This is a genomic window from Lactiplantibacillus sp. C232, from assembly GCF_023806725.1.
Classification (GTDB): Bacteria; Bacillota; Bacilli; order Lactobacillales; family Lactobacillaceae; genus Lactiplantibacillus; species Lactiplantibacillus plantarum.
In genome coordinates this window covers 283,262-308,495 of record NZ_JAMSKZ010000001.1, presented here as the reverse complement: position 1 = coordinate 308,495, position 25,234 = coordinate 283,262, and the positions used below count along the sequence as shown (strand labels likewise).

The window sequence follows — 25,234 nt, the reverse complement described above, 5'->3', positions numbered from 1 at the left end:
TCCCATTACATGAAATGTAAGGGTTCCACGTCAATTCCAATCTGTAGCCCTTGTCGTTGTTGCGCCTGCGTCTCATGCAGTAGCGTTGTCAGCGTCTGAGCTAAATTGGGTTCTTGTTTATATTTAATCACGATTTGATAATAATAACGGCGATTGACTCGTGCGATCGGCTTGGGCGTTGGGCCTAATAGAATCGTTGACGGTGCCAACCGCGGGCGTAACCATTGCAGTAACTGATACATGCGCTTGGCTGCTACCCCTTCATCTAAGTCACTCGCTGTAATTTGAACCGTAAAGTAGTACGGCGGATAACCACCCCGGTGCCGCATCTGCATCTCATACTTGAAAAAGCCTTCGTAATCGTGGTGTTGTGCAAACCGAATCGCATAATGATCCGGATTAAATGTCTGAATATACACGTGACCACTCTTTTCCGCCCGTCCAGCTCGACCACTCACCTGGGTTAATAGTTGGAAGGTCCGTTCACTGGCGCGAAAATCCGGCAATCCTAGGGCCGTATCGGCATTCAAGACACCGACCAAGGTCACATTAGGAAAATCCAGTCCCTTCGCAATCATCTGGGTACCAATCAAAATATCAGCTTCACCACTCCCAAACTGTGCTAAAAGCTTGGCATGGGCGCCCTTTTTACGGGTCGTATCATTGTCCATCCGAATAATGTTAGCGTCCGGAAGCAAGTCTTGCAATTCTTCTTCGACTTTTTCAGTTCCCGTCCCATAATAACGGATCTGACGACTATGACAGTTCGGACAATTCCGCGGAATGGCTTCTTCGTGACCGCAGTAATGGCACTTCATCGTGTGCGTATCCATGTGTAGCGTGAGTGAAATATCACAATTAGGACACTTCAAGACAAAACCACAATCTCGGCACAACACAAACGATGAATAGCCCCGCCGATTGAGCATTAGAACACTCTGCTCATGACGTTCAAGCCGATCCTGCAAGGCAACTAACAGTGGTGCTGAGAAATTGCTTTCAGCGTGTTGTTGCATTTCCTTTTTCATATCAATAATTGAAACCTTAGGAAGGGGCCGTCGATTGACCCGATCCGCAAGCAGTAAGCGCTGATAAACGCCCTTTTCTGCGCGGGCGCGCGTTTCTAACGATGGGGTCGCCGAACCCAGTACGACTGGACAGTTATGGTAACGACTACGCCATAAAGCCACTTGCCGAGCATGATAACGCGGGGCATCATCCTGCTTATACGTGCTCTCATGTTCTTCATCCATCACGATTAAGCCAAGATTTTTTAGCGGGGCAAACACCGCTGAGCGTGCGCCAACCACCACCTGAGCCTCACCTCGTTGGATTCGCCGCCACTCATCATACTTCTCACCACTGGACAATCCACTGTGCAAAACGGCAACAGCTTTACCAAAGCGCCCCTTCACGCGTTGAACCATTTGGGGTGTCAGTGAAATCTCCGGCACTAACATCAACGCCGTTTTTCCTTGTGCCAATGCGGCCGCCATCGATTGCAAGTACACCTCAGTCTTACCGCTCCCCGTCACACCCTCTAACAAGAACGTGGTGGTTGCGGCTTGGTCAACGGCTTGCGTAATCTGATCGACGGCCACTTGCTGTTCATCATTCAATTGTAACGCCTTGGTAGTCTTAATATCACTAGTTGCGTAGGGATCACGATAAACCTCGACGGCCACTTTTTTAAGCCAGCCTTTCTGTACTGCTGTACGAATGGCACCGTCCGTGACATCAAAACGAGTACAAAACGCCTTTTGCGAGAGCTGTTCACCATTTAAAGTGAGCAACCCCTGGAGCACCGCCAATTGTTGTGTAGCCCCGGCGCGTACCTGGTCCACTGCAGCCTGTAGCGCTTCGTTAGTTAAGGCCGCTTTCACCGCCGTTTGCGTTTTACGCCGTGCTTGATTTTTAACTTGGTAGTACACATCGACTTGCCCAGCCGCCTGCAGCCGTAATAACTGGCTGACGATTGCCGGCGTCGTGGCGACGTCATCAAACGGCACCATCGATTGGTCCCCAAACAGCGTCGTTCGAATCGTCGCGGGCGTTGTTGCTGTTGTTCGCAACTGTTTTTCATACTTTGCACGCATGACCGCCGGCAGCATGGTCTGTGCACAGGTAATCTGAAATGAAAACGTGCTGGCAGCCAACCACTTGGTCAGTGCTAAGGCTTCAGTATTCAGAACCGGTGCTAGGTCAACGACCGCGTCGATTGGTTTCAGCTCACCATCAAAGTTAGTAACGTCATCAAGAGCTAACACAAACCCCTGCACCCGCCGTTTACCACGGCCGAACGGCACCACGACGCGCATGCCGGGTTGCACTTGTGATTGCCAGGCGGTTGGAATTCGATAACTATAAGGTCGATTTGTCTGCATAGTGGGCACATCGACTAATACTTGGGCAATTTGTGCCACACAACTCTTCCTCTCTACTTAATCATGCCTGTGTTCCTGCACCATCCGCAATTGCCGTCATCAAGATCTGTTTGGCAATTGCAGTTTTCGTTGTCAATTCCGTCGTAACTGGTTGTTGCTCAGGCCGCAACAGTGTGACCTGATTGGTATCACCATTGAACCCAACTCCCGGTTTGGAAACATCGTTAGCAACAATTAAATCTAATTTTTTACTAGTTAACTTACGATTGGCATTGGCCAGCAATGATTGAGTTTCAGCTGCAAAGCCAATCACATACTGTTGGTGCTTCCGGGCCGCTAATGTTTTTAAAATATCCGGTGTTTCTGTCAATCGTAACGTTAAGTCAGCATGGTCAGCTGGCTTTTTAATCTTCTGATCAGCTAATTCAGCCGGCCGATAATCAGATACGGCCGCCGCCATGACCAAGATATCCGTATCATCAAAAATATCACTGACTGCCGTCAATAAGGATTGAGCCGAATCAACCGTCACGACCTTAACACCACTAGGCGCTGCTAAATGAGTCGTGGCGCTGATCAGTGTCACAGTTGCACCTAACTCCCGTGCGACTTGAGCAACTGCGTAGCCCATCTTCCCCGATGAACGATTCGTGATAAATCGTACCGGATCTAAGGCTTCTCGGGTTCCGCCGGCAGTGACGACAACTCGCCGTCCTGCTAATGGCAAATCAGGTGTCAACTGAATCAGTTGATCTGTCAACCAGGCCAAAATCACCGCTGGTTCCGGCAAGCGTCCTTGACCACTGTAGCCTTCCGCCAACATACCCGTAGCAGGAGTTAAGACGTGTAACCCATCCGTCGTCAGCTGCTTCAAATTGCGCTGAGTTGCTGGATTAGCGTACATATGTGAATTCATTGCTGGCACCACAAACTTGGGTGCGGTCGTCGCTAAAATTGTCGTCGTTGCGGCATCATCGGCTAGACCGTTAGCCACCTTAGCAATCAAGTTGGCGGTAGCCGGAACGAGAATCATCACTTCAGTCCAGTCAGCTAACGCGACGTGGACGACGTGATGCGGGTCAGTCGTTGTGAATTCATCAATGACCACTGGCTGCTGCGTTAAAGTTTGAAAGGTCAATGGCGTGATAAACTTTGCCGCATGGGTCGTCATCGCAACTCGCACGACGGCGCCCTGTTTCATCAAACTACGAATCAATACTAACGCTTTATAACTCGCAATCCCACCACTAACGACTACCGTTACATGGCGTTTTGTCCATATACTCACTTCTTCACGTCCTTTGAAAAATCTCGCAACCGTGCCAGCGAGATTTTTACACTTTAATAAAACAATTGTATCAAGAATCGACAGTAACGTGAAGCTGAACGTCCGCGTCATTCTTCATAAAAAAAGTGCCAAGCCCCAGCTGGCTCAGCACACCGTTTTGTTACTAATCTTTGTCAGTTTCATCTGGATCGATCATTAAGTCACCGGCCGCAATTTCTTCCATGGCCCGACCAATCGTTTTAACCGATTTGTATTCGCTAAGCATTGGTGCTGCACCAGCGTCCAATTCATGGGCCCGCTTGCTAGCTAACATAATCAATGAGTAACGCGAATTAACTTGCTTCAGTAAGTCATCAACTGATGGATATAAGATCATGATTCCGCATCTCCTAACATTTCTTCATACTCGGGCATGACCCGTTTAACACTAAACCGTTCACTACGAATAATAGCCTTGATTCGTTCAGCAGCTAGCGGAACTTCATCATTGATAACCGCATAATCATAATTACGCATCATCTTGATTTCATCAACCGCTTTTGCCATCCGCTTGTTGATCACACTCATATCATCAGTCCCACGACCAATGATGCGGTGCTTCAATTCCATCAAATCCGGCGGCGTCAAGAAAATGAAGACGCCATCAGGCATTTTTTCGCGGACTTGCATGGCCCCGTTAACTTCAATTTCTAAGAAAACGTCTTTGCCAGCCGCCAACGACTGCTTAATATATTTTAAGGGCGTCCCATAGTAATTGTCAACATACTTGGCATATTCAAGCATACCGCCGCTCTTAATTTCATCCTCGAACTCTTCTTTGGACACAAAATAGTAGTCCTTGCCATCTACTTCGCCCGGACGCATTTGCCGCGTCGTCATCGAGACTGAATATTGAAAATCGTTATCATCTGAGTCAAAGATTTCCTTGCGGACGGTACCTTTACCGACACCCGAAGGACCTGATAAGACGATTAACATGCCTTGTTTCGCCATGATCACAAATTCCCCTTAATTAAAATATGTTTTAAAGTTTATTTTGCACTTTTTAACCCTATATTGCAAGTATTATCAAGGTTACACAGCTTTTTTTCATTTTTATTCGTGAATTTTCTCAAATTTTAGGCTTGCTTTTTAGAACGCCTGTTCGTATAATGGAAACACAAACAAATGTTCGAGGTGGCTAATATGCAAAATCAACAATCTAATTTGAAACTAATTTCCAAGAACTTACACGCTTCCTATCGCCAATTTATGGATGACTTTACTGCTGCCCCGACCGTCGTTGCGCCGTTACTGCCAATGATGCCGGCTTTCCAGCGGGATTTGTTCTTAGCTCAAGCGCACACGGAACACTATCAAATCATGCTCCAGATGCAGCCTCAGCTCACTGAGTCCCGACCATATAATATTCACGGAGTGTTAAAAAACCTCGCTAGTGGTCAGTTGGTTCTAGTTAATCGGCAGTTACACCTGACCCACTTGGTCGACCCGGACGCCATCCGTTATATCAAACGCGTTTAGTTTAATCATTAATACTTGCATCAAAAGGTGAAATCATGTTCAATACAACCTTGCGTATTCTCATGGTGTTTTTGATGCAAATCAAAAAGATTGATGTTACAGCTCCACTGACTTCCCTGAATGAGTGAGTACGGAGTACCTGTAAATCAATCTTTTTTAGTAACTTAATTTTTATATTGCTTCTTTTACTTGTCGCTCACTGACGTTATTTTTGAGTTGGATCAGCACGCTTTTCAATCCAAGCCAAGACCGTATCAGCAATGATTGCCATTAAAGCTGTTGGTAACGCCCCGGCCAAGATAATGGCACCACCATTCGTAGCATTGGTTCCTCGAATAATGATATCCCCTAAACCGCCGGCACCAACGAAGGTCCCAATGGCCGTAATCCCGATAGCCAACACTAATGCGTTCCGGAGTCCAGCCATAATGACGGAAAGTGACAGTGGCAACTCCACCATTCGTAACAGTTGCCAACGCGTCATCCCCATCCCCTTACCGGAATCTAAAATACTAGCACTCACATTTTGCATTCCAGTATAGGTATTCTTGATAATCGGTAGCAATGCGTATAAAAAGACCGTGACGATTACCGTGTTCACACCTAGTCCCAAACCAATCATGATGATTGATAACATCGCTAGTGACGGAATCGTTTGAATCACATTGGCAATCGCGATCACTGTCGCACTCAACCGACTATGATGGGCAATGAAAATGCCAATTGGAATCCCAACAATTGCCGCAAACAGCACGCCATAAATTGAAATCAAGAAGTGACGTGAGAACTGGCTTAACACGTACACACCGTTTTGTTGGTAATAATATATCAACTGTTGCAGCAAGTTCATCTGAGCCATTATTTGTCACTCCCTTCAAAGTAATTATGTTTTTCAAGGAACTGTTTAGCCACAACTTCCGGTTCCACTAAGTTATTATCAACTTGATAGTTCAAGTTTTGCATCGTCTTTAAGCTGATTTTACCGTTTAATCGATTCAAGATTGGCTTCAACTTCGGATGAGCTTTCAAGATCTTGTTCGTTGCAACCGCACTCGCATTGTATGGTGGGAAGAAATTCTTATCATCCTTTAAAATCTTCAGATCATAACTACCAATCCGACCATCAGTCGAGTATCCGAGGATGGCATCCATTTTACCTGATTCCAAGGCATCATAAACTAAACCAATTTGCATTGGATAAGTCTTCCCAAATTGAAAGCCATACAACTTCTTAAAGGCAGGATAACCGTCACCTTTTCGTTCAGTCCAGATTTGATCCAAACCGACCGTCAGCTTCGAGGCTACTTTTTTCATATCACTAACCGTATTTAGATGGTATTTTTTAGCCGTCGCTTTCGTCACCATAAAAGCATAGGTATCTGCGAACCCATAACTTGGGAAATAGGTCATTTGATACTTGCTGTTGAACTGTGAGCGAACTTTTTGGTCAATCGACTTGATATTACTCCGATCCATCTTTTCGCCCAGAATCGTCGTTAAGTCCGTCCCAGTGTAACGAATCGCTGAAATATCAGCCTGATCATTCTTCAAGGCATTGAAACTAACCGTCCCAGAACCTAAATTGTTAATGATCGTCGTATTCAAATTAGAATAATGCTTAATCATATCTTGAATCATGTACGCCATGATTTGTTGTTCAGTCGTGTTTTGTGACGCAATCCGGATCGTATCGGATGAAGTTCCTGACAAACCCGGAAAGCCACAGCCGGCCAATAATAACGCACTGGCGACCGTTGCGAAAACACCTAACAACCACTTTTTAATTTTCTTCATCTTTAATCCCCCTTACGCTTGTGTGGTTCTTGGGGTAACCGCTGCTTCTAGTTTACCCAACAGCCAATCAACGATGAGGGCTAAGATAATCACCGGAATTGAACCGCCTAAAATTAAGTCAGTTCGATAGAGGTTTAACCCATTAAAGATAAAGTCCCCAAGGCCACCGGCACCAATGTATGATGCTAACGCGGCCCAGGCAATAACGTACGTTGCGGATAATCGAATACCAGCCATAATAACTGGGGCTGCCATCGGTAACTCAACTTTAACAATTGACTGCCAACCGGTCATTCCCATTCCCTTAGCCGCATCGATCAAGGCTGGATCAACGTCTTCCAGTCCAAGATAGGTATTGCGGAGAATCGGTAATAAAGAATAGATGAACAGCGCAATGATAGCTGGAATTGCACCAATCCCGAAAAACGGGATCATCAATGCCAACAACGCCATCGCTGGGATCGTTTGTAACATACTAGCGATTGACATGACCACATTCGCAATCGGCTTCACCCGCGTAAGCAGAATTCCAATCGGAACCGCTACGATAATGCCTAAGAACAATGAAAACGCCGAAATATACAAGTGTTGCCACGTCTTAACCAGCAGCTGCATGCCGTAGTTTTGTAGGAAAGTTATCATGCCTGTTCACCGCCTTCAGCGGGCGCATCGTCCTCCCCATGATGAATATTATTTTCAGCTTCATCTTCGTCTTCATCACCCCAGAGAGCATCATAAACAATATCGACCAGGGTGGCCCGCGTTACAATTCCGACCAGGCGATGTTGTTCATCTACGACTGGAATGTTCTTCAAGCCGCGTTTCAAAATACGTTCGACCGTATCCCGAATCAATGAATTTGACTGAACATAGAACAAATCAGTCTTCATAATGTCGCCCACACTAGTAGCCGAGTTAAAGTTGTAATCAACGTCTTCAATGCCGATCACACCCTTCAAGATGCCGGCTTCATCGGTGACTAACAACGAGTCAACGCGTTTATCATGCATTTGTCGTAATGCGACCGTCAATGACTTTCCTGGTGTGGTGGCAATTGGGTCTTTCAACATCACTTGCCCAACAGTGGTAATACTTGGCCGTGCTTGAATCAAACGATCCTTACCAATTAAGTTCTCAACGAATTCATTAGCTGGATGACGTAAGATACCGTCTGGCGTATCCACTTGCATAATGTCGCCACCATCCATGATTACGATTCGGGTCGCTAATTTTAACGCCTCATCCATATCATGGGTTACAAAGACGAACGTCTTACCTAAGCGTTCCTGCAAATCCTTAACGAGATCTTGCAAAGATTCACGGGTAATCGGGTCTAACGCCCCAAATGGTTCATCCATCAATACTAAATCTTGGTCTGCTGCTAACGCCCGAACAACCCCGATCCGTTGTTGTTGCCCACCGGAAAGCTCCGACGGGTACCGATCCAAGTAATCTTCTGGCAATTCCACCAGCTTGATCATCTTCTTAGCACGTTCATTCATTTTATCTTGGGGCCACTTTAGCAATCGTGGTACCAAAGTGATATTGTCTCGAATCGTCATATGGGGCATTAGCCCAATGTTTTGAATCACATAACCGATTTGTCGCCGTAATTTAACCGGGTCAATCTGGCTAATATCCTTACCATTAAGTTTAATGGTACCGGAAGTCTGACTTAACATCCGATTAATCATCCGCATCGTGGTCGTTTTACCTGAACCAGACGTCCCGATGAAACAAACAAATTCACCTTTTTCGATTTCCAAATTAAAATCTTCAACGGCTACTTTGCCACCAGGATACGTTTTATTCAAATGTTCCATTGTCAGAAACAACCTCATCACTCCAATCATTTACTCAGTTTATTTCGTTGCCGAATAAACTGTACTGTAATTAAGCATAACTTATAACGAAAGCAAAATGCAAACGTCATGACATGTAAACTGAACATTTTATCGTTTTAACGGTATATTTTGGTAGTCGGAGCTTCAGATTAGCCACCCACTACCAACCAGCCCGACAGTTCATTAAAACGTGTCCGTTGACCCATATTTCGTCTATTTGCGTTTTATATTGTAAAGAATTATCGTCGCCTTGGCAATAATACCGAAACCTCACTCGACACCATCGTCACTAATTAACACCATCAAAAAAGGACCGACCATAGTTGTCCGTCCCTTGTGGTACCGATCAATTAAACTTAATCGTCTTTTTCCTCATCGGCCAGTCGCAATAACTCTTCCGCATGCTCAAGCGATAACTTAGTGACCTTAGTTCCCGCCAGCATGCGTGCCAATTCTTGAACCCGGGCCGCATTATCTAGCTTAGTCACACTCGTTTTCGTGCGCTTACCAGTAATCTTCTTGGCAATGAAGTAGTGGTGATCACTCATCGCCGCAACCTGTGGCAAATGGGTAATACAGAGCACTTGTGAAAAGTGTGCAATGCCGTTGATTTTCTCAGCAATCGCTTGAGCGACCCGACCGCTAACACCCGTATCAACTTCGTCAAAAATGATACTGGTAATTCCCTGTGATTCAGAAAAAATGGTTTTCAAAGCCAGCATCATCCGTGAGAGTTCCCCACCAGACGCAATTTTGGCCAATGGCCGCATGCGCTCGCCAGGATTAGTCTGAATATAAAATTCAACACTGTCCAGACCACTCCGATAGATCTGACCCTTAGTCGGTTTGAATCGTACTTCAAAGATTGCCTTATCCATATACAGATCTTTGAGTTCTTGATGGATCTGTCGTTGTAACACTTTCGCCGCAGCCCGCCGTTTATCGGACAACGCTTCGCCCGTCGTAAGTAGTTGTTGTTTCAGGTCGGCGACCCGCTGGGCCAGATCTTCACTATTTTCTTCAGAGTCAGTCATCTTAGCTAACTCAGCCGCGATTTTTTGGTAATAATCTAAGATTTGTTGTTCAGAGTCCCCATACTTACGTTTTAACTGGGCCAAGATGTCCAGCCGCTGTTCGATTTCATCCAAGCGACCCTCGTCGAATTCTTGCAAATCGAGCTGATTAGAAATCTGACCGGCCGCATCCTGCAGCCCATAAAAGGCATTCTTGACATTCACGGTAATCTCATTAAAGGCGGGGTCCAAATTGGCAATCGGTTCTAGTGCATTCATCGCCGTACCGACCATATCAACCGCACCAGTCGTCTCTTCGCCTGCAGCTAACAATGTGTAACTCTGTTGAAGCGCTTGATTGATCATTTGGTAATTATCCAAGCGGTCACGTTCCGCAGTCAAGCTGGCCTCTTCACCCACTTTGACTTGTGCTGCTGCGATTTCGTCCACTTGAAAGTTCAGCATATCTAAGCGTTGAGCCCACTCTTTTTCATTCGCATTCTTTTGCCGTAATTCAAGGTTTAACTGCTGATAACGATCATACTGTTGCTGGTAACGCTGCTTCAATTTACGAATTTTAGCGGCGGCAAACTCGTCCAGCAATCCCAGGTGTTTTTCAGGTTGCATCAACTCTTGATGTTCATTCTGACCATGAATATCAACAATTGTTTCACCAATCTGTTTCAAAGTCGTCGTATTGACCAGCATACCATTGATGCGACATGTATTACGGCCACTTTTAGTAATCTCGCGCTGTAGAATGACGGTATTATCCGCATGTTCGATCCCCGCTTCGTCCAACAATTGGGCCGTCACGCCGTCAGCCGGCAAAATAAACATGCCTTGCAAAACGGCTTTATCAGCACCGGTCCGAATAAACTCTGCCGAGCCGCGGCCACCCGCTAATAAACCGACTGCATCAATAATAATTGACTTACCAGCACCGGTCTCACCAGTTAAAACCGTCATGCCGGCTTCAAAAGCAATGTCTAAGTGTTCGATAATTGCAAAGTTCGTAATTGATAATTCTTGTAACACTGCAAGCCCTCCTTAAAAGCAATTGGTTACCAGCATCCGTTAGTTAATTTTGAAAAAAAGCGACCTGACACACATGTGAGCAGGTCGAAGATAGCTTACTAATTAGTGATCACTCAGTAAGCGTTGAATTTTTTGTTGTAGCTCTAAAGTCATCGCTAACGACTTGCAAATAATCAGAACGTGAGCATCATCGCCTAGCGTTCCAAAAATTTCGTCATAATGCATTGCTTCAATCAACGTTGCTAGTGCTGGTCCGTTACCCGGCAACACCTTGATGAGGACAAATTTATCCTGAGTCGCATACGAGACATAAGCATCTTTCAGTGTCCGCTTGAGCTTTTTCTCCGTATCCATTTGTTTCTGAACTGGCATACTATAGTGGTAACCGCCCGTTGCCGAGGGAACCTTGACCAGCTGCATATCTTTAATATCGCGCGAAATGGTTGCCTGTGTCACGTCAATATCTTCAGCACGTAACAGCTTGACAAAGTCTTCTTGACGTTCAATTTCGTTCGAACTCAATAATCGTTTAATGTAGCGTTGGCGCTCTTGCTTCTTCACCCGATCACCCCCGGTAGCTATTCATACTTATTTAAACACATCATAAGCCAAAATGCATAAATATGAAAGTCCGGATTTCAATTTTAAGCTTGATTTAATTGTTCATAAGCGGCCGCCTGAGTTTTTTCAATCGACACAGTCGGCGCAATCCGTGGTGTTTCATCGGTAGCTTGTAGATGAATTAGAAACTCAATATTACCTTCACCACCCTTGATTGGTGAATAATCAAGCCCTAGAACGTTATAACCATTCGCTTGCGCAAATTCCACGATATCTGTCAACACCGCCTGATGAACAGCAGGATCACGGACAATTCCGTGTTTGCCGACATTCTCACGACCAGCCTCAAATTGTGGCTTGATTAGGGCAACGACTGAACCACCGTTTTCAATAATCGCGTGTAATGGGGGCAAAATTAAGTGTAGTGAAATAAATGAAACGTCGATGGACGCAAAGTTAGGTTGCCCCTGCGTGAAATCTGCCAGTTTACTATACCGAAAGTTAGTATGTTCCATCACAACCACGCGCGGATCTTGGCGTAACTTCCAGACCAACTGATTACTACCGACATCCAAGGCGTAACTCATTTTTGCCCCATTTTGTAAAACCACGTCGGTAAAACCACCAGTCGACGAGCCAATATCTAGGACCGTTTTGTCGGTCACGTCAATTTCAAAACTTTTGAGTGCTTTTTCAAGTTTGAGACCGCCACGTGAAACGTAGGGCATCGGTTTGCCTTTCAAATGTAATTCAGTTGCCACTGGGATCTTCATGCCCGGCTTATCTAAGCGTTCTTCGTTGACACCTAAGATTTCACCGGCCATTACGGCACGCTTAGCCTTTTCGCGGGTATCAAATAATCCTTGTTGTACTAATAATACGTCAACTCGTTCTTTTTCCATCTAAATTTAAGTCCTTAATCTGTAAAATACGTTAGAAAAGCTGCAAGCAAGCCCATGCCTCGTTGACTAGCAGCACTAGCTTTTACTAACGCCGTTTGAGCAGCTGTTACCGCTTGTTCTAACGCTGTTCGTGCGCCTGCAAGCCCCAGCAAACCTGGATACGTATTCTTATGCTCATCGGCATCCTTATGCGTAGCTTTTCCTAACTGAGCAGGCGTACTCGTCACGTCTAAAATATCATCGTAAATTTGAAACGCCAATCCATAGGCATCAGCATATTGTAATAGCAATTCCTGCACGGCTGGTTGCACTTGAGCTTGAATCAACCCTGCCTGGACAGCGTAGTGAATTAACGCCCCCGTCTTCTCGCGATGCAGCTGTTGTAAGGCTGGCAAAGCCAGATGTTGTCCCGCTCCAAGGACATCAGCAATTTGACCAGCCACCATCCCGCGAGGTCCGGTGGCCTGCGCTAATGCTAAGGTTTGATTAGCGACGATCGATGCCGGTAACCCACTATCCGCAATCCATTCGAAAGTCAACGGTTGTAAAGCATCCCCTGCAAGAATGGCAACGTCTTCCCCAAACTTAACATGGTTAGTCGGTTCGCCACGTCGTAGCTGATCATTATCCATCGCCGGTAAATCATCGTGAATTAGCGAATAAGTATGCATCAACTCAACGGCCACACTTGCCCGCAAGTTTGCAGCCGTCGTTGTGATATCAAAAGTATCTAAAATGGCTAACGTCAATAACGGCCGTAACCGTTTGCCACCTGCTAGTACCGAATAACGCATGGCGTCAGTCAGGGTTGATTGGTCAGAACACGCTTGAAGCTGCTCATCTAAATACTGATTAATCTGAGGACGCCACTTGGATTCAAATTCAGTTAATAATTGCTTATTCATTGGCGTCAGCTTGCTCAAATGGAACTTCGTCGCCATTTTCATTCATCATCTTAGTGAGCGTCTTTTCAGCACCTTCAAGGGTTGCTTGCAACTGCTTGCTAAGTGCCACGCCCTTTTGAAATTGATCCAAGGCTTGTTCTAAAGGAACATCACCCTGCTCTAATTGGTTTACGATCGTCTCTAATTGTGATAAATTCTGTTCAAAAGTTGGTTGTTCAGCCATTATTTTCCTCCATCAATCTTCGTAATCTGTGCCTGAGCCTCACCATCAGCCATGTGAATTGCAACCGTTTGTTCTGGCTGCAATTGTTTGACCCCGTGAACCACCTGTTCATCCGCCGTCACAAAGGCGTAACCACGCGTCATGATTTTAAGCGGACTAAGTAGATCCAACGATTGGACGGTCTGCGTCAGTTGTTGCCGTTTTTGCCGCACGACTAACTGGGTACCCCGATTCAGCCGTTGCTGCAAGTTAAGCAGTTGCGTTTGTGCCTGGCGAACTTGGTGAATCGGCGTTTGCTGTCGTAATTGTTGAAAAACACGCTGGTAGTGCTGGCTTGCCAGATTAAAGTTATTTTGACCAGCCTGTTTAAGTCGCTCATTTAAGAAGTCTAACTTCTGCAAATACCCTTCGTACAAGCGGTTCGGCTGAGTAAACACGTACGACGTTTGTAATTTATTAAGTCGTTGTCGATCGCGTTGAACGAAATTCTGAAATGCATTGAACACGCGGGTCTGGTCTTGCTTTAATTGTAATAAAACATCGTTATATACTGGTACCGCTAATTCGGCAGCCGCAGTTGGGGTGGCCGCCCGCACATCTGCGACCAAGTCAGCAATTGTCGTATCCGTTTCATGCCCCACGGATGAAATAACTGGCAGTTGACTCTGTGCGATTGCACGCGCAACCACTTCTTCGTTGAATGGCCACAGATCTTCGATTGAACCACCACCACGCCCAATAATTAATGTATCAAAATCACCTTGCGCATTGGCACGTTCGATCTGCCGACTAATTTCGGCCGCAGCCGCATCACCTTGAACTTGAGATGGAAACAAAACGATCTGCGCAATCGGAAAACGGCGCCGAGTAGTCGTGATAATATCGCGAATCACTGCGCCACTGCGACTAGTGACCACTGCAATTCGCCTTGGAAAGCGCGGAAGCGGCTTTTTGGGTGCACTAAACAAGCCCTCAGCCGCTAATTTCTTTTTAAGTTGTTCGTAGGCTTGATACAACGCACCCACGCCGTCTGGTTCCATGCGTTCCACATAAATCTGGTAACTACCACTGGGCTCATACAGACCAATCCGGCCCACGACCAGAACCTTCATACCTTCTTCAGGCTGAAATTTGACCTTGGCAAACGCCGACTTGAACATAATGGCTGAAATCTTGGCATGGTCATCTTTCAAACTGAAATATTGATGCGTATTAGGCCGGGGACGATAATTAGAAACTTCCCCCGTTAGGTACACTTTACCTAAATATGGATCAACCTCGAATTTACGTTTTAAATACTGAGTTAAAGCTGTCACTGTCAAATATTGTTGACTTTCACTCACTTACATCACTCCACTTTGCAAGTTCCACCGTTGTCTGCATCAAGGTGGCAATCGTCATTGGACCCACACCACCAGGAACGGGCGTAATCAACCCTGCGATGCCTTGAGCAGAATCAAAATCGACGTCACCCACTAGTTTACCATTTTCATCACGATCCATGCCAACATCAATGACCGTCGCGCCTGGTTTGATATCAGCACCAGTGATCAGGTGTGCAATCCCCGTTGCAACCACCAAGATATCCGCCGTCCGGGCGACCGCCTTTAGGTCAGCTGTTTTACTATGTGCAATCGTTACAGTTGCGTTAGCATTTGTTAACAAAGCGGCCATCGGCTTACCAACAATGGTACTCCGACCAATAACAACCGCCGTTTTACCAGCCGGATCAACCCCATAGTCAGCCAACATCGTCATAATACCGCGAGGCGTATTTGCTACAGGATAATTACCTGGAAAATTGGTGATCAACTTACCAACGTTCGTCGGGTGAAAACCATCGACGTCCTTTTTAGGATCAATGGCCATCGTGATCAATGGTTCATTAATTTGGGCTGGTAGTGGCGACTGCACCAAGATGCCATGAATGCTGTCATCCGCATTGTATGCCGCAATAATGGCTAACAGTTCGTCCTGACTAGTAGTCGCTGGCAACTGCCGCACCACGGAGTGCATCCCCAACTTAGTGGCTTTACGATTCTTATTTCGAACATAGATTTGACTGGCTGCATCGTCCCCAACAATAATTACAGCAATCCCTGGTTGAATTCCCTGAGCAGCCAATTCCGCTACTGCCGTTGCCGTCTGCGCGTTAACTTTCTTAGCTACTGCCTTACCATCAATAATCTTCGTCACAAGTGCCACACTCCTCTTTCTCTGTCTGGTCTTATTTTAGCATATCACCACAATGATTTATGACCGGTTTACTAATAAGTTATTAAAAAAAGTCTGGCAAATCGCCAGACTTTTACGGTAGAACATAAGATTGTTCGGTTTTAGACTAATTGGCTTGGTTTTTAACCACTTTACCAAGCACCCCGCTAACGAATTTCCGAGAGCGGTCATCACTGAACGCCTTTGTCAATTCAATTGCTTCATTAACCGCGACCTTAGCTGGAACGTCGTCAACAAATTGCAATTCAAAGAACGCGATGCGTAAGATAATCAAATCGGTCTTAGCCAGTCGGTCCAACGACCACTTCTGACTTAAATAAGGCTGAATTTGAGCGTCTAATTCAGCTTGATGTTCACGAACACCAGTTACTAACGTACTTAAATATGCGGGAATTTCAACTGCATCCGCTTCTTCAGGGTTGAGTAACTGTTGGAACAACTGATTTTCATCAGCGTCTGGGTTAGCATTCAACGCGAATAAAGCTTGAAATGCTTTTTCCCGGATTTCATGACGCGTTAAACTCACGATTCTTCACCATCTTCATTTTCATCGGTCTGGGTATCTTCATCACCAAACAAGTTGTTTGGATCAATGGCACTTTCAGTCTTCTCAGTCACGATACCAGTGATGTGGACATTGACTTCACTTAAGGCGAGGTCGGTCATAAATAAGATTTGTTGCTTGACCTTATCTTGAATCGCTAAAGCGACTTTTGGTACCGAAACACCATAGTCCAAGTATGCGAACACATCAACACTAATCTGATCATCGACGATTGTTAACTTGACACCCTTACCAAGATTCTTCTTGCGACCGAACAACTCATTTACACTGGAAGAAATCGTCCCTTGCATCCGGTTAACGCCATCAATTTGACTTACCGCGATACCAACGATTATTTCAAGCACTTCTGGTGCAATTTGAATTTGTCCTAAGCTGGGTTCTTTGCTTTGTAACGTAATATTGCTACTGTCAGCCATTTTGACATTCCTCCAATTCCATGTTTGCCGGTATTAGTTTTTCTAAAAATTAAGCCCGTGAAACGTAAGTGGAGTCAACGGTGTTAACGATCAGCTTGTCACCGGCCTTAACGAAGAATGGTACCTGAATAATTGCACCAGTTTCCAACGTAGCTGGCTTGGAGCCACCGGAAGCGGTATCACCCTTAATCCCTGGTTCAGTTTCAGCAACTTCCAAAGTAACCGTGTTTGGCAAATCGATTCCCAACACTTCACCCTTATAAAGCGTTACTTGAACTTCCATGTTTTCCTTCAAGAACTTCAATTCGTCTTGAATGTGGTCGCCAGGAATTTCAATTTGTTCATAAGTTTCCGTATTCATGAAGACATAGCTGTCACCATCGGCATAAAGGTATTGCATCGTACTCTTTTCAATTGGCGCTTGTTCCATCCGCGCACCGGCACGGAAAGTCTTGTCTTGAACGGCTCCTGTCCGTAAGTTCTTAAGCTTTGAACGAACAAACGCGCCACCCTTACCAGGCTTAACGTGCTGGAATTCCACGATGCGCCAAATTGCGTTGTCTACTTCAATCGTCAAACCATTTTTAAAATCTGCAGTTGAAATCATTTTTAAAAATCCTCCTCAAATATATCTTTATAACTATAACAAGACCGAGCCGCTGTGGCAACTGTCTTAACTATAAAATCAGTAAATCACGAGTTGCAGTCGTCAGTCGTTCATGGCCCTCAGCAGTCACTAAGACATCATCTTCGATCCGCATTCCGCCTAAATCTGGGAAATATACCCCGGGTTCAACAGTAATCACACTGTTTGCAACTAAGGTGCCAGTCGTGTTTTTTGAGATCAACGGGCCTTCATGAATGGCAAGACCAATGCCGTGACCCATACCATGATTGAAGGCGTCACCATAGCCCGCTTTTGTCAGCAAATCGCGGCCAACTGCATCCAGTTGAGCAGTGGCTGCACCTGCTTGGACCTGATCGATCACAGCCTGTTGAGCAGCCTGCACCGCCTGGTAGGCCGTAACCAACTTGTCATCCGGAGTACCTAAAGCAAACGTCCGTGTCATATCTGACGTGTACCCGTCCAAAAAGTAACCAAAATCAAGAGTAACAAGTTGCCCGGCAGTTAAGAGCGCTTTAGAAGCCGTCCCATGCGGTAAAGCCGCTCGTGCACCACCAAGTACGATTGTCGTGAACGACGGCCCACTTGCACCGTGCGTCCGCATAAACGCGTCTAACAGGTTGCTAACGTCGATTTCACGCATGCCTGGTCGCACGATACTCGTTACGTATTCGAAACCAGCATCCGCCAAACGTGCACTCGCTCGTAGCCGGTCAATCTCATCAACACTCTTGGTGATGCGCAACTCATAGACCACGTCTGGTAACGCAACCAAATCACTGACCAAGTTCTCATCTAAGTAACTGTAGGCTGTATATGGAATCTCGGCCTCGAAGCCCATGACCCCAGTACCGGTTTTGGCAATAATATCACAAACGGCCCCCAGATAATCACGTGTAATGACTAGGTGCTGGTCATCATACTGACCGGCAAAAGCCGTCTGATAACGGGCATCCGTAATCAGATAGGCTTCCTGTGCCAGTACTAGCAGATAACCATCGCCGGCCATATCAGCCATTCCTGTTAAATATTGAAGGTTAGCCCCATCTGAAACTAAGAACGCATCAATTTTTAACTGATCAAACTTATTTTGTAACCGTTCAACTCGACTCATTATTTCGTCACTCCCATCATTACCTCACGCTTCATTATACCAAACTTTCCAAAAACTGAAGGTAATGATTTATTGAAGGCCATTCGTCAATCAATTACGTTTACGGCTAAGCGGCCCGTGAACCAATAATAGTCGCGGGTATCCCTAGATTGCTTCACAAAAAAAGAGCCTCCCTGCAGAGGCTCTTCAAAAATTATTTTGCTGGGTAAACAGATACTTGGCGCTTGTCGCGACCTTTGCGTTCAAAACGAACGACACCGTCAGCCATTGCAAATAATGTATCGTCGCCACCACGGCCAACGTTTACACCTGGGTAAATATGGGTTCCGCGTTGACGATAAAGAATGTTACCATTCTTAACAGTTTGGCCGTCAGCCCGCTTAGCGCCTAAACGCCGACCAGCTGAATCCCGACCGTTGGCAGTTGAACCGCCACCTTTATGGTGAGAGAAGAATTGCAAGTTCATTAACATAGTAAAGTCCACCTCCGAATGTGGTTATCGTGTTTGTTCACGAACTCGGATGTAATCTCCGTAATTCGTGGCCACATCGTTCAAACCAAGTGTGAAACTTTCAAGTAAGGTTTGTAATTGTGTGTTCGCCAAGTCCAGCTTAGTGAAATCTGCAATTAATAGCCCACCATTGGTTTCATCACTTTGTACTACGGGTTGCAAGCGGGCAACTTGTTCAATCCCATTGATTGTACTAATTGCTAACACCGAAACCGCTGCACAAACGATGTCTTGTCCATAAGCACCTGAATCAGCATGTCCCGTCAACTTAAAAGCGGTCACTTGACCGGTCGCATTACGAGAAATGGTTGCCTGAATCATAAAGAATGCCTACTTTCTTAATTATGCATTAATTGTGTCGATCGTTACCTTAGTGTATGGTTGGCGATGACCCTTCTTAGTATGTTGGCCCTTCTTGGCCTTGTACTTGAAAGTAACCACTTTACGGTCACGGCCTTGCTTTTCAACAGTACCTTCAACCGTCGCACCATCAACAGTCGGCGTTCCAACCTTAGTTGTGTCACCACCAACAAAGACTACTTGATCAAAAGTAACCTTGTCGCCAGCAGCAGCGTCAAGTTTTTCAACGTAAATTGCTTGGCCTGCTTCAACTTTATATTGTTTACCACCAGTTACAATAATTGCGTACACGTTTGTGCACCTCCTTAAATTATAAATCACTTAGACTCGCCGAATGTAAGTGCCATTGCTGAACTTAAGACTCAATCCGTGCGGTTGTAGCTGTAGAAGTCCACAAATACAACAGGAAAATATTATCAAATTTTTTCATAATAGTCAAGGATTGATTTCACTTCACAAAAAAGTCCGTGAAACTAATGCTCCCTACCGTCATCAAATGGTGCATTTTTTTAATACACTTGGTTAAGTAATGTGGCGTGTAGATCATATCATTAGCTAACCAATCAGTAATCAGGCCGACTGTCGCAGAAACGTAATACGCGATTTGAATGCTGACCGGTACTTCCAAATCAGCAAATTGATCCTGAAAATCACGGTGAAATTTCGTCATCCACGTCGTCATCTGCTGATTGATCCGTTGATTGACCGCTAACTGGCGCTGATCTAACAATAGCGTCTCAAAGGCTTCCGCGTGCTGACTGATGTAACCGAGTGCCTTTGATAAGGAAAAAACATGCACCCGCTGTAACGGGTCAGCCGGATTGGTCATAATATCACCCACTGAAACCGTCACGATGGCCGTTTCAAACAATTCACTTACCAAGTCATCTAGGGCCTGATCAACAAATGCTGGCTTGTCTTTATAGTGGAGATAAAATGTTCCGCGGGTAACTGCTGCCGTACTAGTCAGTTTTTGTACGGAAATGTTATCGACTGTTTCTGTCTGTAATAGTGTAATTAATGCTTGTCGCAAGCGCCGCCGAGTTTTATCGACACGCGGATCAACTTCATGACTCATATCTGCTCCCTACTTTCATTTCATAATTAATATAACATTAATTACTAAGAGCGTCTAACAGATGATAATCAGCCGGACAAATATTTAGATTACGTCTAAGATGGTTCTCAGTGATCTATCTGGCCCATTCATTCGACTGACACATGATTGATATGGGGCTCACCTACCTGCCACTATCATACTAGCTGGTTAGTCCTTACATGCCTTAGCATCAATTCAAAGCTAAATTGATCTTTAGAAACGCTGTAAAGGATTTTATCTTGACAACCGACCAAAATAACCGTTATACTAATAATGCAATTTTTGGGAAAAGTCTGGCTTTTCCTGTTAATTCGGTTGCAATGTACACTATTCTTGTTTAATATAGTCGTTATTGGACTAATCAAAGGAGGGACATACTCTTATGACTGTTGTTGCAAAACCATATAACACATGGGCATCACGTCGGCCAGTTGCTGGGAAGCAAAAGCGCATTCGTCGCGAAAAAGAAGTTGCTGCTATCCAACGTTGGGCTGCCGGCAAGACTGACACCATCGAAAAAACACCAAAAATTAAGTAATTAAAAAAGAACTGCTCATCTTGAATGAGCAGTTCTTTTTTAATTGATTGATTGTATAATGCCAATGTGCAAGATAAGAACTCCCGTTGACTAACGGTCATTACGGGAAGCAGTGAAATGCTTACTGCTTGCATTTTCTTTGGCAACAAAGTTTGAATAATATTGAATGCCACCAGCGATGGCGATGATACCGACGATTGCAAATACTGAACCCATAAGAATTCTCCTTCCTTGTTACATGATTATTATCGTTTTGTTACAGTAACATTTCAAGCGAAATAAACTATTTTAGTCAGTTTTGTTAATTTCTTTATCTTTTCTTAAGTATTTTAGGAGATATTGGTTCTTCGCCGTCGCCATTTAACAACCCCGTCTTGCAAAAATTAAATTAATGATGACCGGACTTAGTTACCGCTATTACAGCGTTTATATTGTGTCGTTCTTCAAGCATTAATTGGTATTCATGAAAACAATTTCCTCGTTCACCAGGCTAACTTCATTTTTGACTTTCACCATAATGACCAATTATCTCAGCAAAATGTGCTTACTGTAATTTAGTGCTTTTTCATTACAAATATTACATTTTTACATCATTCTGCTTACTCACGCCTTTTTTAACTGCTGCACATCGGTGAAAAATTAAATAAAAATTGACACTCTCCAGCTTCTTAACTATAATTAATCTTGTTGTTGTCACGGTAGCTCAACTGGATAGAGCATCCGCCTTCTAAGCGGAGGGTTGTGAGTTCAAGTCTCACTCGTGACATACCATCGATTCGGACCTGCCATTTTAAAATAGAGAAGCTTGTTAAACCAACATTTAGCAAACTTCTCTATTTTTGGTTTCTAATAAATTTCGGCAGCCAAATCGTATTCGTGCTTATTAAATCAGCCAATTAACGGCATAGATATTAAAAAGGTCAACAACTACCTAAACTGAGCATCCACATAAAAAAACAAAAGTATTAGGTTCACAGCTTGTATGAGTGAAAGAGCATTTGCCGCATTGGACAATATCACCCTATTACCTAAAAATTGCATTCTATCCAATTAATTTGGTGGAAGACAAACTGAAAATATCAAAATTGTAACAGTCGTCGTTTATAATACCAATTTACAATCAAGACACCGTCCAATCCACCACAACCTTGGTGTAGTACAATCAACGTATCTAATACTGTCTGGGGGAATCAACAATGCTTTTACGCCATGGCTTAACCAGTAACATTTATCTGAACGATTACTTAACGTTTATTCAGCAAGGGCGTGACACCTTTGAATTTCATCATAACTTATTAGTCGCACAGCACCATTACCACCTAGTCATCAACGCCCACCATGCCTTTAACGCTTTCTACGCTGAACAGAAGCGGCTGGCCGAGCAGCTGATGGACTAAATCAATTCTCGCATCCCATCCTAATAGTGCGTATAATATGTTTTGAGGTGAAACATATTGAAACTTGAAGCAATTGCCGGAAATATCGCGCATGCCATCAAAGATCGTTCAACTGACGGGCCCTACGTACTCGCGGTCGAGTTTACGGACAAAGCCACCAAGGGAAAGTCAGCCACTGGTTGTGTCATCGTCCGGATGCCAGATCACCAGCACTATACGATCACCAGCAATGACTTTCGGTATATGGATGCGGACAAAGATACTTTAGCTGAGGAACTCGGGGCCTTCTTTGAATGCGACGATGATCTTGATCAACGACAAACATTGATCGACCAAGTTAATGACTTAGTTGCACAAGACGCCGATAACGACGCGCAATTAATGACAGAGGCTTAAAAAAATAACCTAGTTACGTGATCAAATCGCGCAATTAGGTTATTTTTTTAATAGTTATTTGCTTGTCGTTGCTCATTGACATGATTTTTGGCCGTAAACGCCGTTTGTATCTCGTCCTGAGTAAAACCAAAATCAACTAGCCCAATCTTCAAGAAAACGTGCCAAGCGTGCTGGTAGCTCTCCTGACGATGGTTAAAGTAAGCATCATAGAGGAGGTGCTTGATCGCCAAGTACTGTTTATTCAAATCAGTCGCCGGCTTAGCCGCAATCGTAGTCAATTGCTCAGGCGTTACTGGAATCAAATGCGTCCACTGTTGAATCGCTGAGACAAGGAAGAAGAAGTCCATCGCATCTACGTATTCGTTCAGCAGCGTTTCGCGGTGTGTCTTATCAGGATCCGCTTTGCCACGATGAATCTTCCAAACTTTGAACCATTCCGACGTATTAGCCATTTCTGCCAATTCGACGTCCAGTGAGACCATCGCATTTTGCAACCGTTCTTGTGGCCGCCAATGAATCTGTTGACGGGCCGTAATATCGCGGTCTAAACGAATCGACTGTTGTAATAACGTTGTTAGTTCTAACATCTAATACCCCCGTTACTTAAGCAAATACTAATGGATCCGCTTTTATTTCTAGCGAATCGATATTTTCTAAGTACCAATCACGCATGAACCCAAAGTGTAACAACACGTCAAACCACGAAACTGCTTGATCAGGATCATGAACAGTCAGGACCCATTGTTGACTACCGCCAGCTTCAGCTGCATCAAAGATATCAACTGTCAAACCAGCCCGCAGTTCAATTTGGGCACCATGTCCTTGCTGTGAATTACGCAACATGTGCTCATTCTTAGCCGCACTGACAAACAATTTGTCAACGATTGCCCGATCTAAATTAGCCGACCGCAGTTCATATTTAGCCGCGTTAGCAACGTCCAAAATATTAAAGTCGACGTTAAAGCCAAAATCATCTTGTAAGCAATGTCCAAATTTAATTAGCGTTGCGAGAACCGTATTAATTTGGTCAACCCCAGTCCCCTTCAACAATAATTTATTAATAAATAAATTCGTAAACGCCGAACTATTAAACCGTAACAAGCGCCGTTCTAAATGAATATAAAACAAGTTTTCGCCAGTTGTTTGTTCACGATAATATGCACCACCGTTGCCGTTGTTCACCACTTGATACAAGAAGGTGTAATCATCCGTTAGCGCCCCGTAAACGTGATACAGCGCTTCAGTATGCCGTTGAGAATTCAGCACCGCTTGTTCATCACCATGCATGCCCAATAACCGACTCATGAAGATCAAATAATAATCGGCATTCTGATATTGATGGGGAAACGTCACGTAAGCCGTATCCAGTTTAAAGTCTGCTAGCTGTTGTGCCGCTGCTAACAGTGTCTCTCCGTCAGTTGTATCAATCAGTTGGTCCATCAAGGCCGTAAATTTTTCACCATTAGCGAGTCCTTTTTTTAAGCCCTCATTGAACGTACTCAGCTTACCGTGAGTGCTCAGTGTTGCCGTGTCCATCTGCTTGTCCGTATTATTCGCCATCAGCCGCTACCTGCGCCTTCCCAATCAGCGTGGTCAAGTAGTCAACATAAAGACTACGGTTACGCTCATTAAAATTCTCAAAACTCTTAAAGGCGTTTTCAATCGCTTGTTTCTCATAAGCTAAAATCGTATCTTCCTTAGAAAGCGTTAAAATCTTAGCTTCGTTATCCTTCATGGTTGCATGGGCATTATTAGCTTGTTCGTCTTCATCGGCCAACTTAGTTAACTGGTCAATAATTTGCTGCCGTTCTTCTTTGATCCGACCAGAATCAAATAGTGAGTTACGTTGCCCATTTTCCTTTAGTTGCTGCCGCAATTCTTCTTTTTGCGCATCACGGTCTGATTGCGCGTCAATCAGTTTCTGTAGCTGATCGCTACCAGCTGAGATCTGCTGAATACGATCTGTATTGAAACGTTTGTGCGCGGGAGCCAGTTCAAACGTCTTTTGTAATTTATTGTATTCTTCCGAACTAAATTCAAAGGCGACTTTCAAAACGTTCAATTTACCAAACCGGCGCCGATCCCACCAGTTACCAAAGTAAATCTGAAATTCGCCGAGTTGGGTTTCTTCATAATAAAAGAATGGGTACTCATGAGCCAAATAATCAATTAACTTGGTACTCAAGTAGTGACTGATTGCCGGATAGACATCCGTAATTAAATCCACTTGGGCGTTACGGGTTGGATCCGGTTCCTCGTTAAGTAAGGCTTGGTGATAGTGGTCACCATCGATCAATTCGTAGATCAACCGGTCGTCACCAGCCGTAATTGCTTGGCGCACCGTAGTTACATAGTCTAACTTTTGTTGAAGTCGCTTCGTAAGCGCGCGCGTAGGTTGATCTTGTTTTTCAAGATCAGGCTGATTTTGTTTTTCCATAATAATCTCCTTGCAATCAATAATAATTGAAAACTTGCTGAATTGCATTGCTGTTCCTAATGTTACCG

General features: G+C 44.6%; 31 protein-coding genes, 1 tRNA gene and 1 other annotated feature. Of the genes, 5 read left to right on the top strand and 27 right to left on the bottom strand.

The genetic code is table 11. The annotated features are described in order from the left end of the window. Window positions 1-5 precede the first annotated feature (5 nt). Genes priA through gmk form a run of 4 tightly spaced genes read right to left on the bottom strand, consistent with a single transcriptional unit; the run spans window position 6 to window position 4,665 of the window. Window positions 6-2,423: a primosomal protein N' gene (gene priA / locus MZO41_RS01545; RefSeq protein WP_003640364.1), complete on the bottom strand. Its 2,418-nt coding sequence runs from the start codon at window positions 2,421-2,423 to the stop codon at window positions 6-8. A 22-nt stretch (window positions 2,424-2,445) separates the two neighbouring features. Next, entirely contained in the window at window positions 2,446-3,783 is a 1,338-nt protein-coding gene (gene coaBC, locus MZO41_RS01540) for a bifunctional phosphopantothenoylcysteine decarboxylase/phosphopantothenate--cysteine ligase CoaBC (RefSeq protein WP_003640363.1), read from the bottom strand. Between the two features lie 52 nt (window positions 3,784-3,835). Next, the gene (gene rpoZ, locus MZO41_RS01535) at window positions 3,836-4,048 is read right to left on the bottom strand and encodes a DNA-directed RNA polymerase subunit omega (protein WP_003640362.1); all 213 of its coding nucleotides are present in this window, start codon (window positions 4,046-4,048) and stop codon (window positions 3,836-3,838) included. Next, complete coding sequence (gmk, locus tag MZO41_RS01530; protein WP_003640361.1) at window positions 4,045-4,665, bottom strand: guanylate kinase; 621 nt, start codon at window positions 4,663-4,665, stop codon at window positions 4,045-4,047. The genes rpoZ and gmk overlap by 4 nt, the downstream gene beginning before the upstream one ends. Before the next feature lie 192 nt (window positions 4,666-4,857). On the opposite strand from gmk, the gene MZO41_RS01525 reads away from it, so the two are divergent. After that, the gene (locus MZO41_RS01525) at window positions 4,858-5,193 is read left to right on the top strand and encodes a hypothetical protein (protein ID WP_022638014.1); all 336 of its coding nucleotides are present in this window, start codon (window positions 4,858-4,860) and stop codon (window positions 5,191-5,193) included. Window positions 5,194-5,398: 205 nt separating this feature from the next. Here the strand turns inward: MZO41_RS01525 and MZO41_RS01520 are convergent, their stop codons facing one another. The 19 genes from MZO41_RS01520 to MZO41_RS01430 all read right to left on the bottom strand — a co-directional run bounded on the left by MZO41_RS01520 (window position 5,399) and on the right by MZO41_RS01430 (window position 20,377). Continuing rightward, window positions 5,399-6,052 carry an ABC transporter permease gene (locus MZO41_RS01520; protein ID WP_003640359.1) on the bottom strand — a complete coding sequence of 218 codons (654 nt, stop codon included), beginning with the start codon at window positions 6,050-6,052 and terminating at the stop codon, window positions 5,399-5,401. Then, window positions 6,052-6,987, bottom strand: a complete 936-nt coding sequence (locus tag MZO41_RS01515; protein WP_003640358.1) for an osmoprotectant ABC transporter substrate-binding protein — start codon at window positions 6,985-6,987, stop codon at window positions 6,052-6,054. The genes MZO41_RS01520 and MZO41_RS01515 overlap by 1 nt, the downstream gene beginning before the upstream one ends. A 12-nt stretch (window positions 6,988-6,999) precedes the next feature. After that, the gene (locus tag MZO41_RS01510) at window positions 7,000-7,629 is read right to left on the bottom strand and encodes an ABC transporter permease (protein ID WP_003644316.1); all 630 of its coding nucleotides are present in this window, start codon (window positions 7,627-7,629) and stop codon (window positions 7,000-7,002) included. Next, window positions 7,626-8,810, bottom strand: a complete 1,185-nt coding sequence (locus tag MZO41_RS01505) for a betaine/proline/choline family ABC transporter ATP-binding protein (protein ID WP_003645157.1) — start codon at window positions 8,808-8,810, stop codon at window positions 7,626-7,628. The genes MZO41_RS01510 and MZO41_RS01505 overlap by 4 nt, the downstream gene beginning before the upstream one ends. Window positions 8,811-9,187: 377 nt before the next feature. Further along, the gene (gene recN, locus MZO41_RS01500) at window positions 9,188-10,882 is read right to left on the bottom strand and encodes a DNA repair protein RecN (protein ID WP_003640355.1); all 1,695 of its coding nucleotides are present in this window, start codon (window positions 10,880-10,882) and stop codon (window positions 9,188-9,190) included. Between the two features lie 102 nt (window positions 10,883-10,984). Continuing rightward, entirely contained in the window at window positions 10,985-11,443 is a 459-nt protein-coding gene (locus MZO41_RS01495; RefSeq protein ID WP_003640354.1) for an arginine repressor, read from the bottom strand. An 83-nt stretch (window positions 11,444-11,526) separates the two neighbouring features. Next, on the bottom strand, window positions 11,527-12,345 hold the full coding sequence (locus tag MZO41_RS01490; RefSeq protein ID WP_003640353.1) for a TlyA family rRNA (cytidine-2'-O)-methyltransferase: 819 nt from the start codon (window positions 12,343-12,345) through the stop codon (window positions 11,527-11,529). 14 nt (window positions 12,346-12,359) lie between these two features. Continuing rightward, entirely contained in the window at window positions 12,360-13,250 is an 891-nt protein-coding gene (locus MZO41_RS01485) for a polyprenyl synthetase family protein (RefSeq protein WP_003644314.1), read from the bottom strand. Then, window positions 13,243-13,473: an exodeoxyribonuclease VII small subunit gene (locus MZO41_RS01480; protein WP_003640351.1), complete on the bottom strand. Its 231-nt coding sequence runs from the start codon at window positions 13,471-13,473 to the stop codon at window positions 13,243-13,245. The genes MZO41_RS01485 and MZO41_RS01480 overlap by 8 nt, the downstream gene beginning before the upstream one ends. Beyond that, window positions 13,473-14,816 carry an exodeoxyribonuclease VII large subunit gene (gene xseA, locus MZO41_RS01475; protein WP_003640350.1) on the bottom strand — a complete coding sequence of 448 codons (1,344 nt, stop codon included), beginning with the start codon at window positions 14,814-14,816 and terminating at the stop codon, window positions 13,473-13,475. Before xseA ends, MZO41_RS01480 begins: the two co-directional genes overlap by 1 nt. Further along, window positions 14,809-15,669 (bottom strand): bifunctional 5,10-methylenetetrahydrofolate dehydrogenase/5,10-methenyltetrahydrofolate cyclohydrolase, encoded by an 861-nt coding sequence (locus MZO41_RS01470; RefSeq protein ID WP_003645162.1) that lies wholly within the window; start codon window positions 15,667-15,669, stop codon window positions 14,809-14,811. Before MZO41_RS01470 ends, xseA begins: the two co-directional genes overlap by 8 nt. Before the next feature lie 145 nt (window positions 15,670-15,814). Further along, window positions 15,815-16,234, bottom strand: coding sequence for a transcription antitermination factor NusB (gene nusB / locus MZO41_RS01465; RefSeq protein ID WP_013355496.1), 420 nt, complete (start codon window positions 16,232-16,234; stop codon window positions 15,815-15,817). Further along, entirely contained in the window at window positions 16,231-16,689 is a 459-nt protein-coding gene (locus MZO41_RS01460) for an Asp23/Gls24 family envelope stress response protein (RefSeq protein WP_003640347.1), read from the bottom strand. Before MZO41_RS01460 ends, nusB begins: the two co-directional genes overlap by 4 nt. A 49-nt stretch (window positions 16,690-16,738) precedes the next feature. Then, a complete protein-coding gene (gene efp, locus MZO41_RS01455) occupies window positions 16,739-17,296 on the bottom strand; it encodes an elongation factor P (protein WP_003640346.1) in 558 nt (185 codons plus the stop codon). A 70-nt stretch (window positions 17,297-17,366) separates the two neighbouring features. Next, on the bottom strand, window positions 17,367-18,428 hold the full coding sequence (locus tag MZO41_RS01450) for a M24 family metallopeptidase (RefSeq protein ID WP_058906888.1): 1,062 nt from the start codon (window positions 18,426-18,428) through the stop codon (window positions 17,367-17,369). A 193-nt stretch (window positions 18,429-18,621) separates the two neighbouring features. Then, on the bottom strand, window positions 18,622-18,900 hold the full coding sequence (gene rpmA, locus MZO41_RS01445) for a 50S ribosomal protein L27 (protein ID WP_003638594.1): 279 nt from the start codon (window positions 18,898-18,900) through the stop codon (window positions 18,622-18,624). A gap of 24 nt (window positions 18,901-18,924) precedes the next feature. Beyond that, window positions 18,925-19,260, bottom strand: coding sequence for a ribosomal-processing cysteine protease Prp (locus tag MZO41_RS01440; RefSeq protein ID WP_003640344.1), 336 nt, complete (start codon window positions 19,258-19,260; stop codon window positions 18,925-18,927). A gap of 21 nt (window positions 19,261-19,281) precedes the next feature. After that, window positions 19,282-19,590, bottom strand: a complete 309-nt coding sequence (gene rplU, locus MZO41_RS01435) for a 50S ribosomal protein L21 (protein ID WP_003640343.1) — start codon at window positions 19,588-19,590, stop codon at window positions 19,282-19,284. A gap of 22 nt (window positions 19,591-19,612) precedes the next feature. After that, window positions 19,613-19,686, bottom strand: a sequence feature (ribosomal protein L21 leader region). 61 nt (window positions 19,687-19,747) lie between these two features. Further along, window positions 19,748-20,377, bottom strand: coding sequence for a TetR/AcrR family transcriptional regulator (locus MZO41_RS01430; protein ID WP_003645165.1), 630 nt, complete (start codon window positions 20,375-20,377; stop codon window positions 19,748-19,750). 403 nt (window positions 20,378-20,780) lie between these two features. On the opposite strand from MZO41_RS01430, the gene MZO41_RS01425 reads away from it, so the two are divergent. Then, window positions 20,781-20,936 carry a hypothetical protein gene (locus tag MZO41_RS01425; protein ID WP_003640341.1) on the top strand — a complete coding sequence of 52 codons (156 nt, stop codon included), beginning with the start codon at window positions 20,781-20,783 and terminating at the stop codon, window positions 20,934-20,936. Window positions 20,937-21,026: 90 nt separating this feature from the next. Here the strand turns inward: MZO41_RS01425 and MZO41_RS16755 are convergent, their stop codons facing one another. Then, entirely contained in the window at window positions 21,027-21,152 is a 126-nt protein-coding gene (locus tag MZO41_RS16755; RefSeq protein ID WP_015380266.1) for a hypothetical protein, read from the bottom strand. Window positions 21,153-21,628: 476 nt separating this feature from the next. On the opposite strand from MZO41_RS16755, the gene MZO41_RS01420 reads away from it, so the two are divergent. From MZO41_RS01420 to MZO41_RS01410, 3 genes are all read left to right on the top strand, one after another. Beyond that, window positions 21,629-21,702 (top strand) — tRNA-Arg (locus MZO41_RS01420). 430 nt (window positions 21,703-22,132) lie between these two features. Continuing rightward, a complete protein-coding gene (locus MZO41_RS01415; protein WP_003640338.1) occupies window positions 22,133-22,333 on the top strand; it encodes a hypothetical protein in 201 nt (66 codons plus the stop codon). Between the two features lie 57 nt (window positions 22,334-22,390). Further along, window positions 22,391-22,729 carry a hypothetical protein gene (locus tag MZO41_RS01410; RefSeq protein ID WP_003644310.1) on the top strand — a complete coding sequence of 113 codons (339 nt, stop codon included), beginning with the start codon at window positions 22,391-22,393 and terminating at the stop codon, window positions 22,727-22,729. A gap of 47 nt (window positions 22,730-22,776) precedes the next feature. Here MZO41_RS01410 and MZO41_RS01405 read toward each other — a convergent pair whose 3' ends face one another. The 3 genes from MZO41_RS01405 to MZO41_RS01395 are packed head-to-tail and all read right to left on the bottom strand — an operon-like array spanning window position 22,777 to window position 25,214. Continuing rightward, window positions 22,777-23,316 carry a dUTP diphosphatase gene (locus MZO41_RS01405; protein WP_003644309.1) on the bottom strand — a complete coding sequence of 180 codons (540 nt, stop codon included), beginning with the start codon at window positions 23,314-23,316 and terminating at the stop codon, window positions 22,777-22,779. 16 nt (window positions 23,317-23,332) lie between these two features. Beyond that, window positions 23,333-24,289 (bottom strand): hypothetical protein, encoded by a 957-nt coding sequence (locus tag MZO41_RS01400; RefSeq protein ID WP_003640335.1) that lies wholly within the window; start codon window positions 24,287-24,289, stop codon window positions 23,333-23,335. Then, entirely contained in the window at window positions 24,279-25,214 is a 936-nt protein-coding gene (locus MZO41_RS01395) for a hypothetical protein (RefSeq protein ID WP_003640334.1), read from the bottom strand. Before MZO41_RS01395 ends, MZO41_RS01400 begins: the two co-directional genes overlap by 11 nt. Window positions 25,215-25,234: the final 20 nt, after the last annotated feature.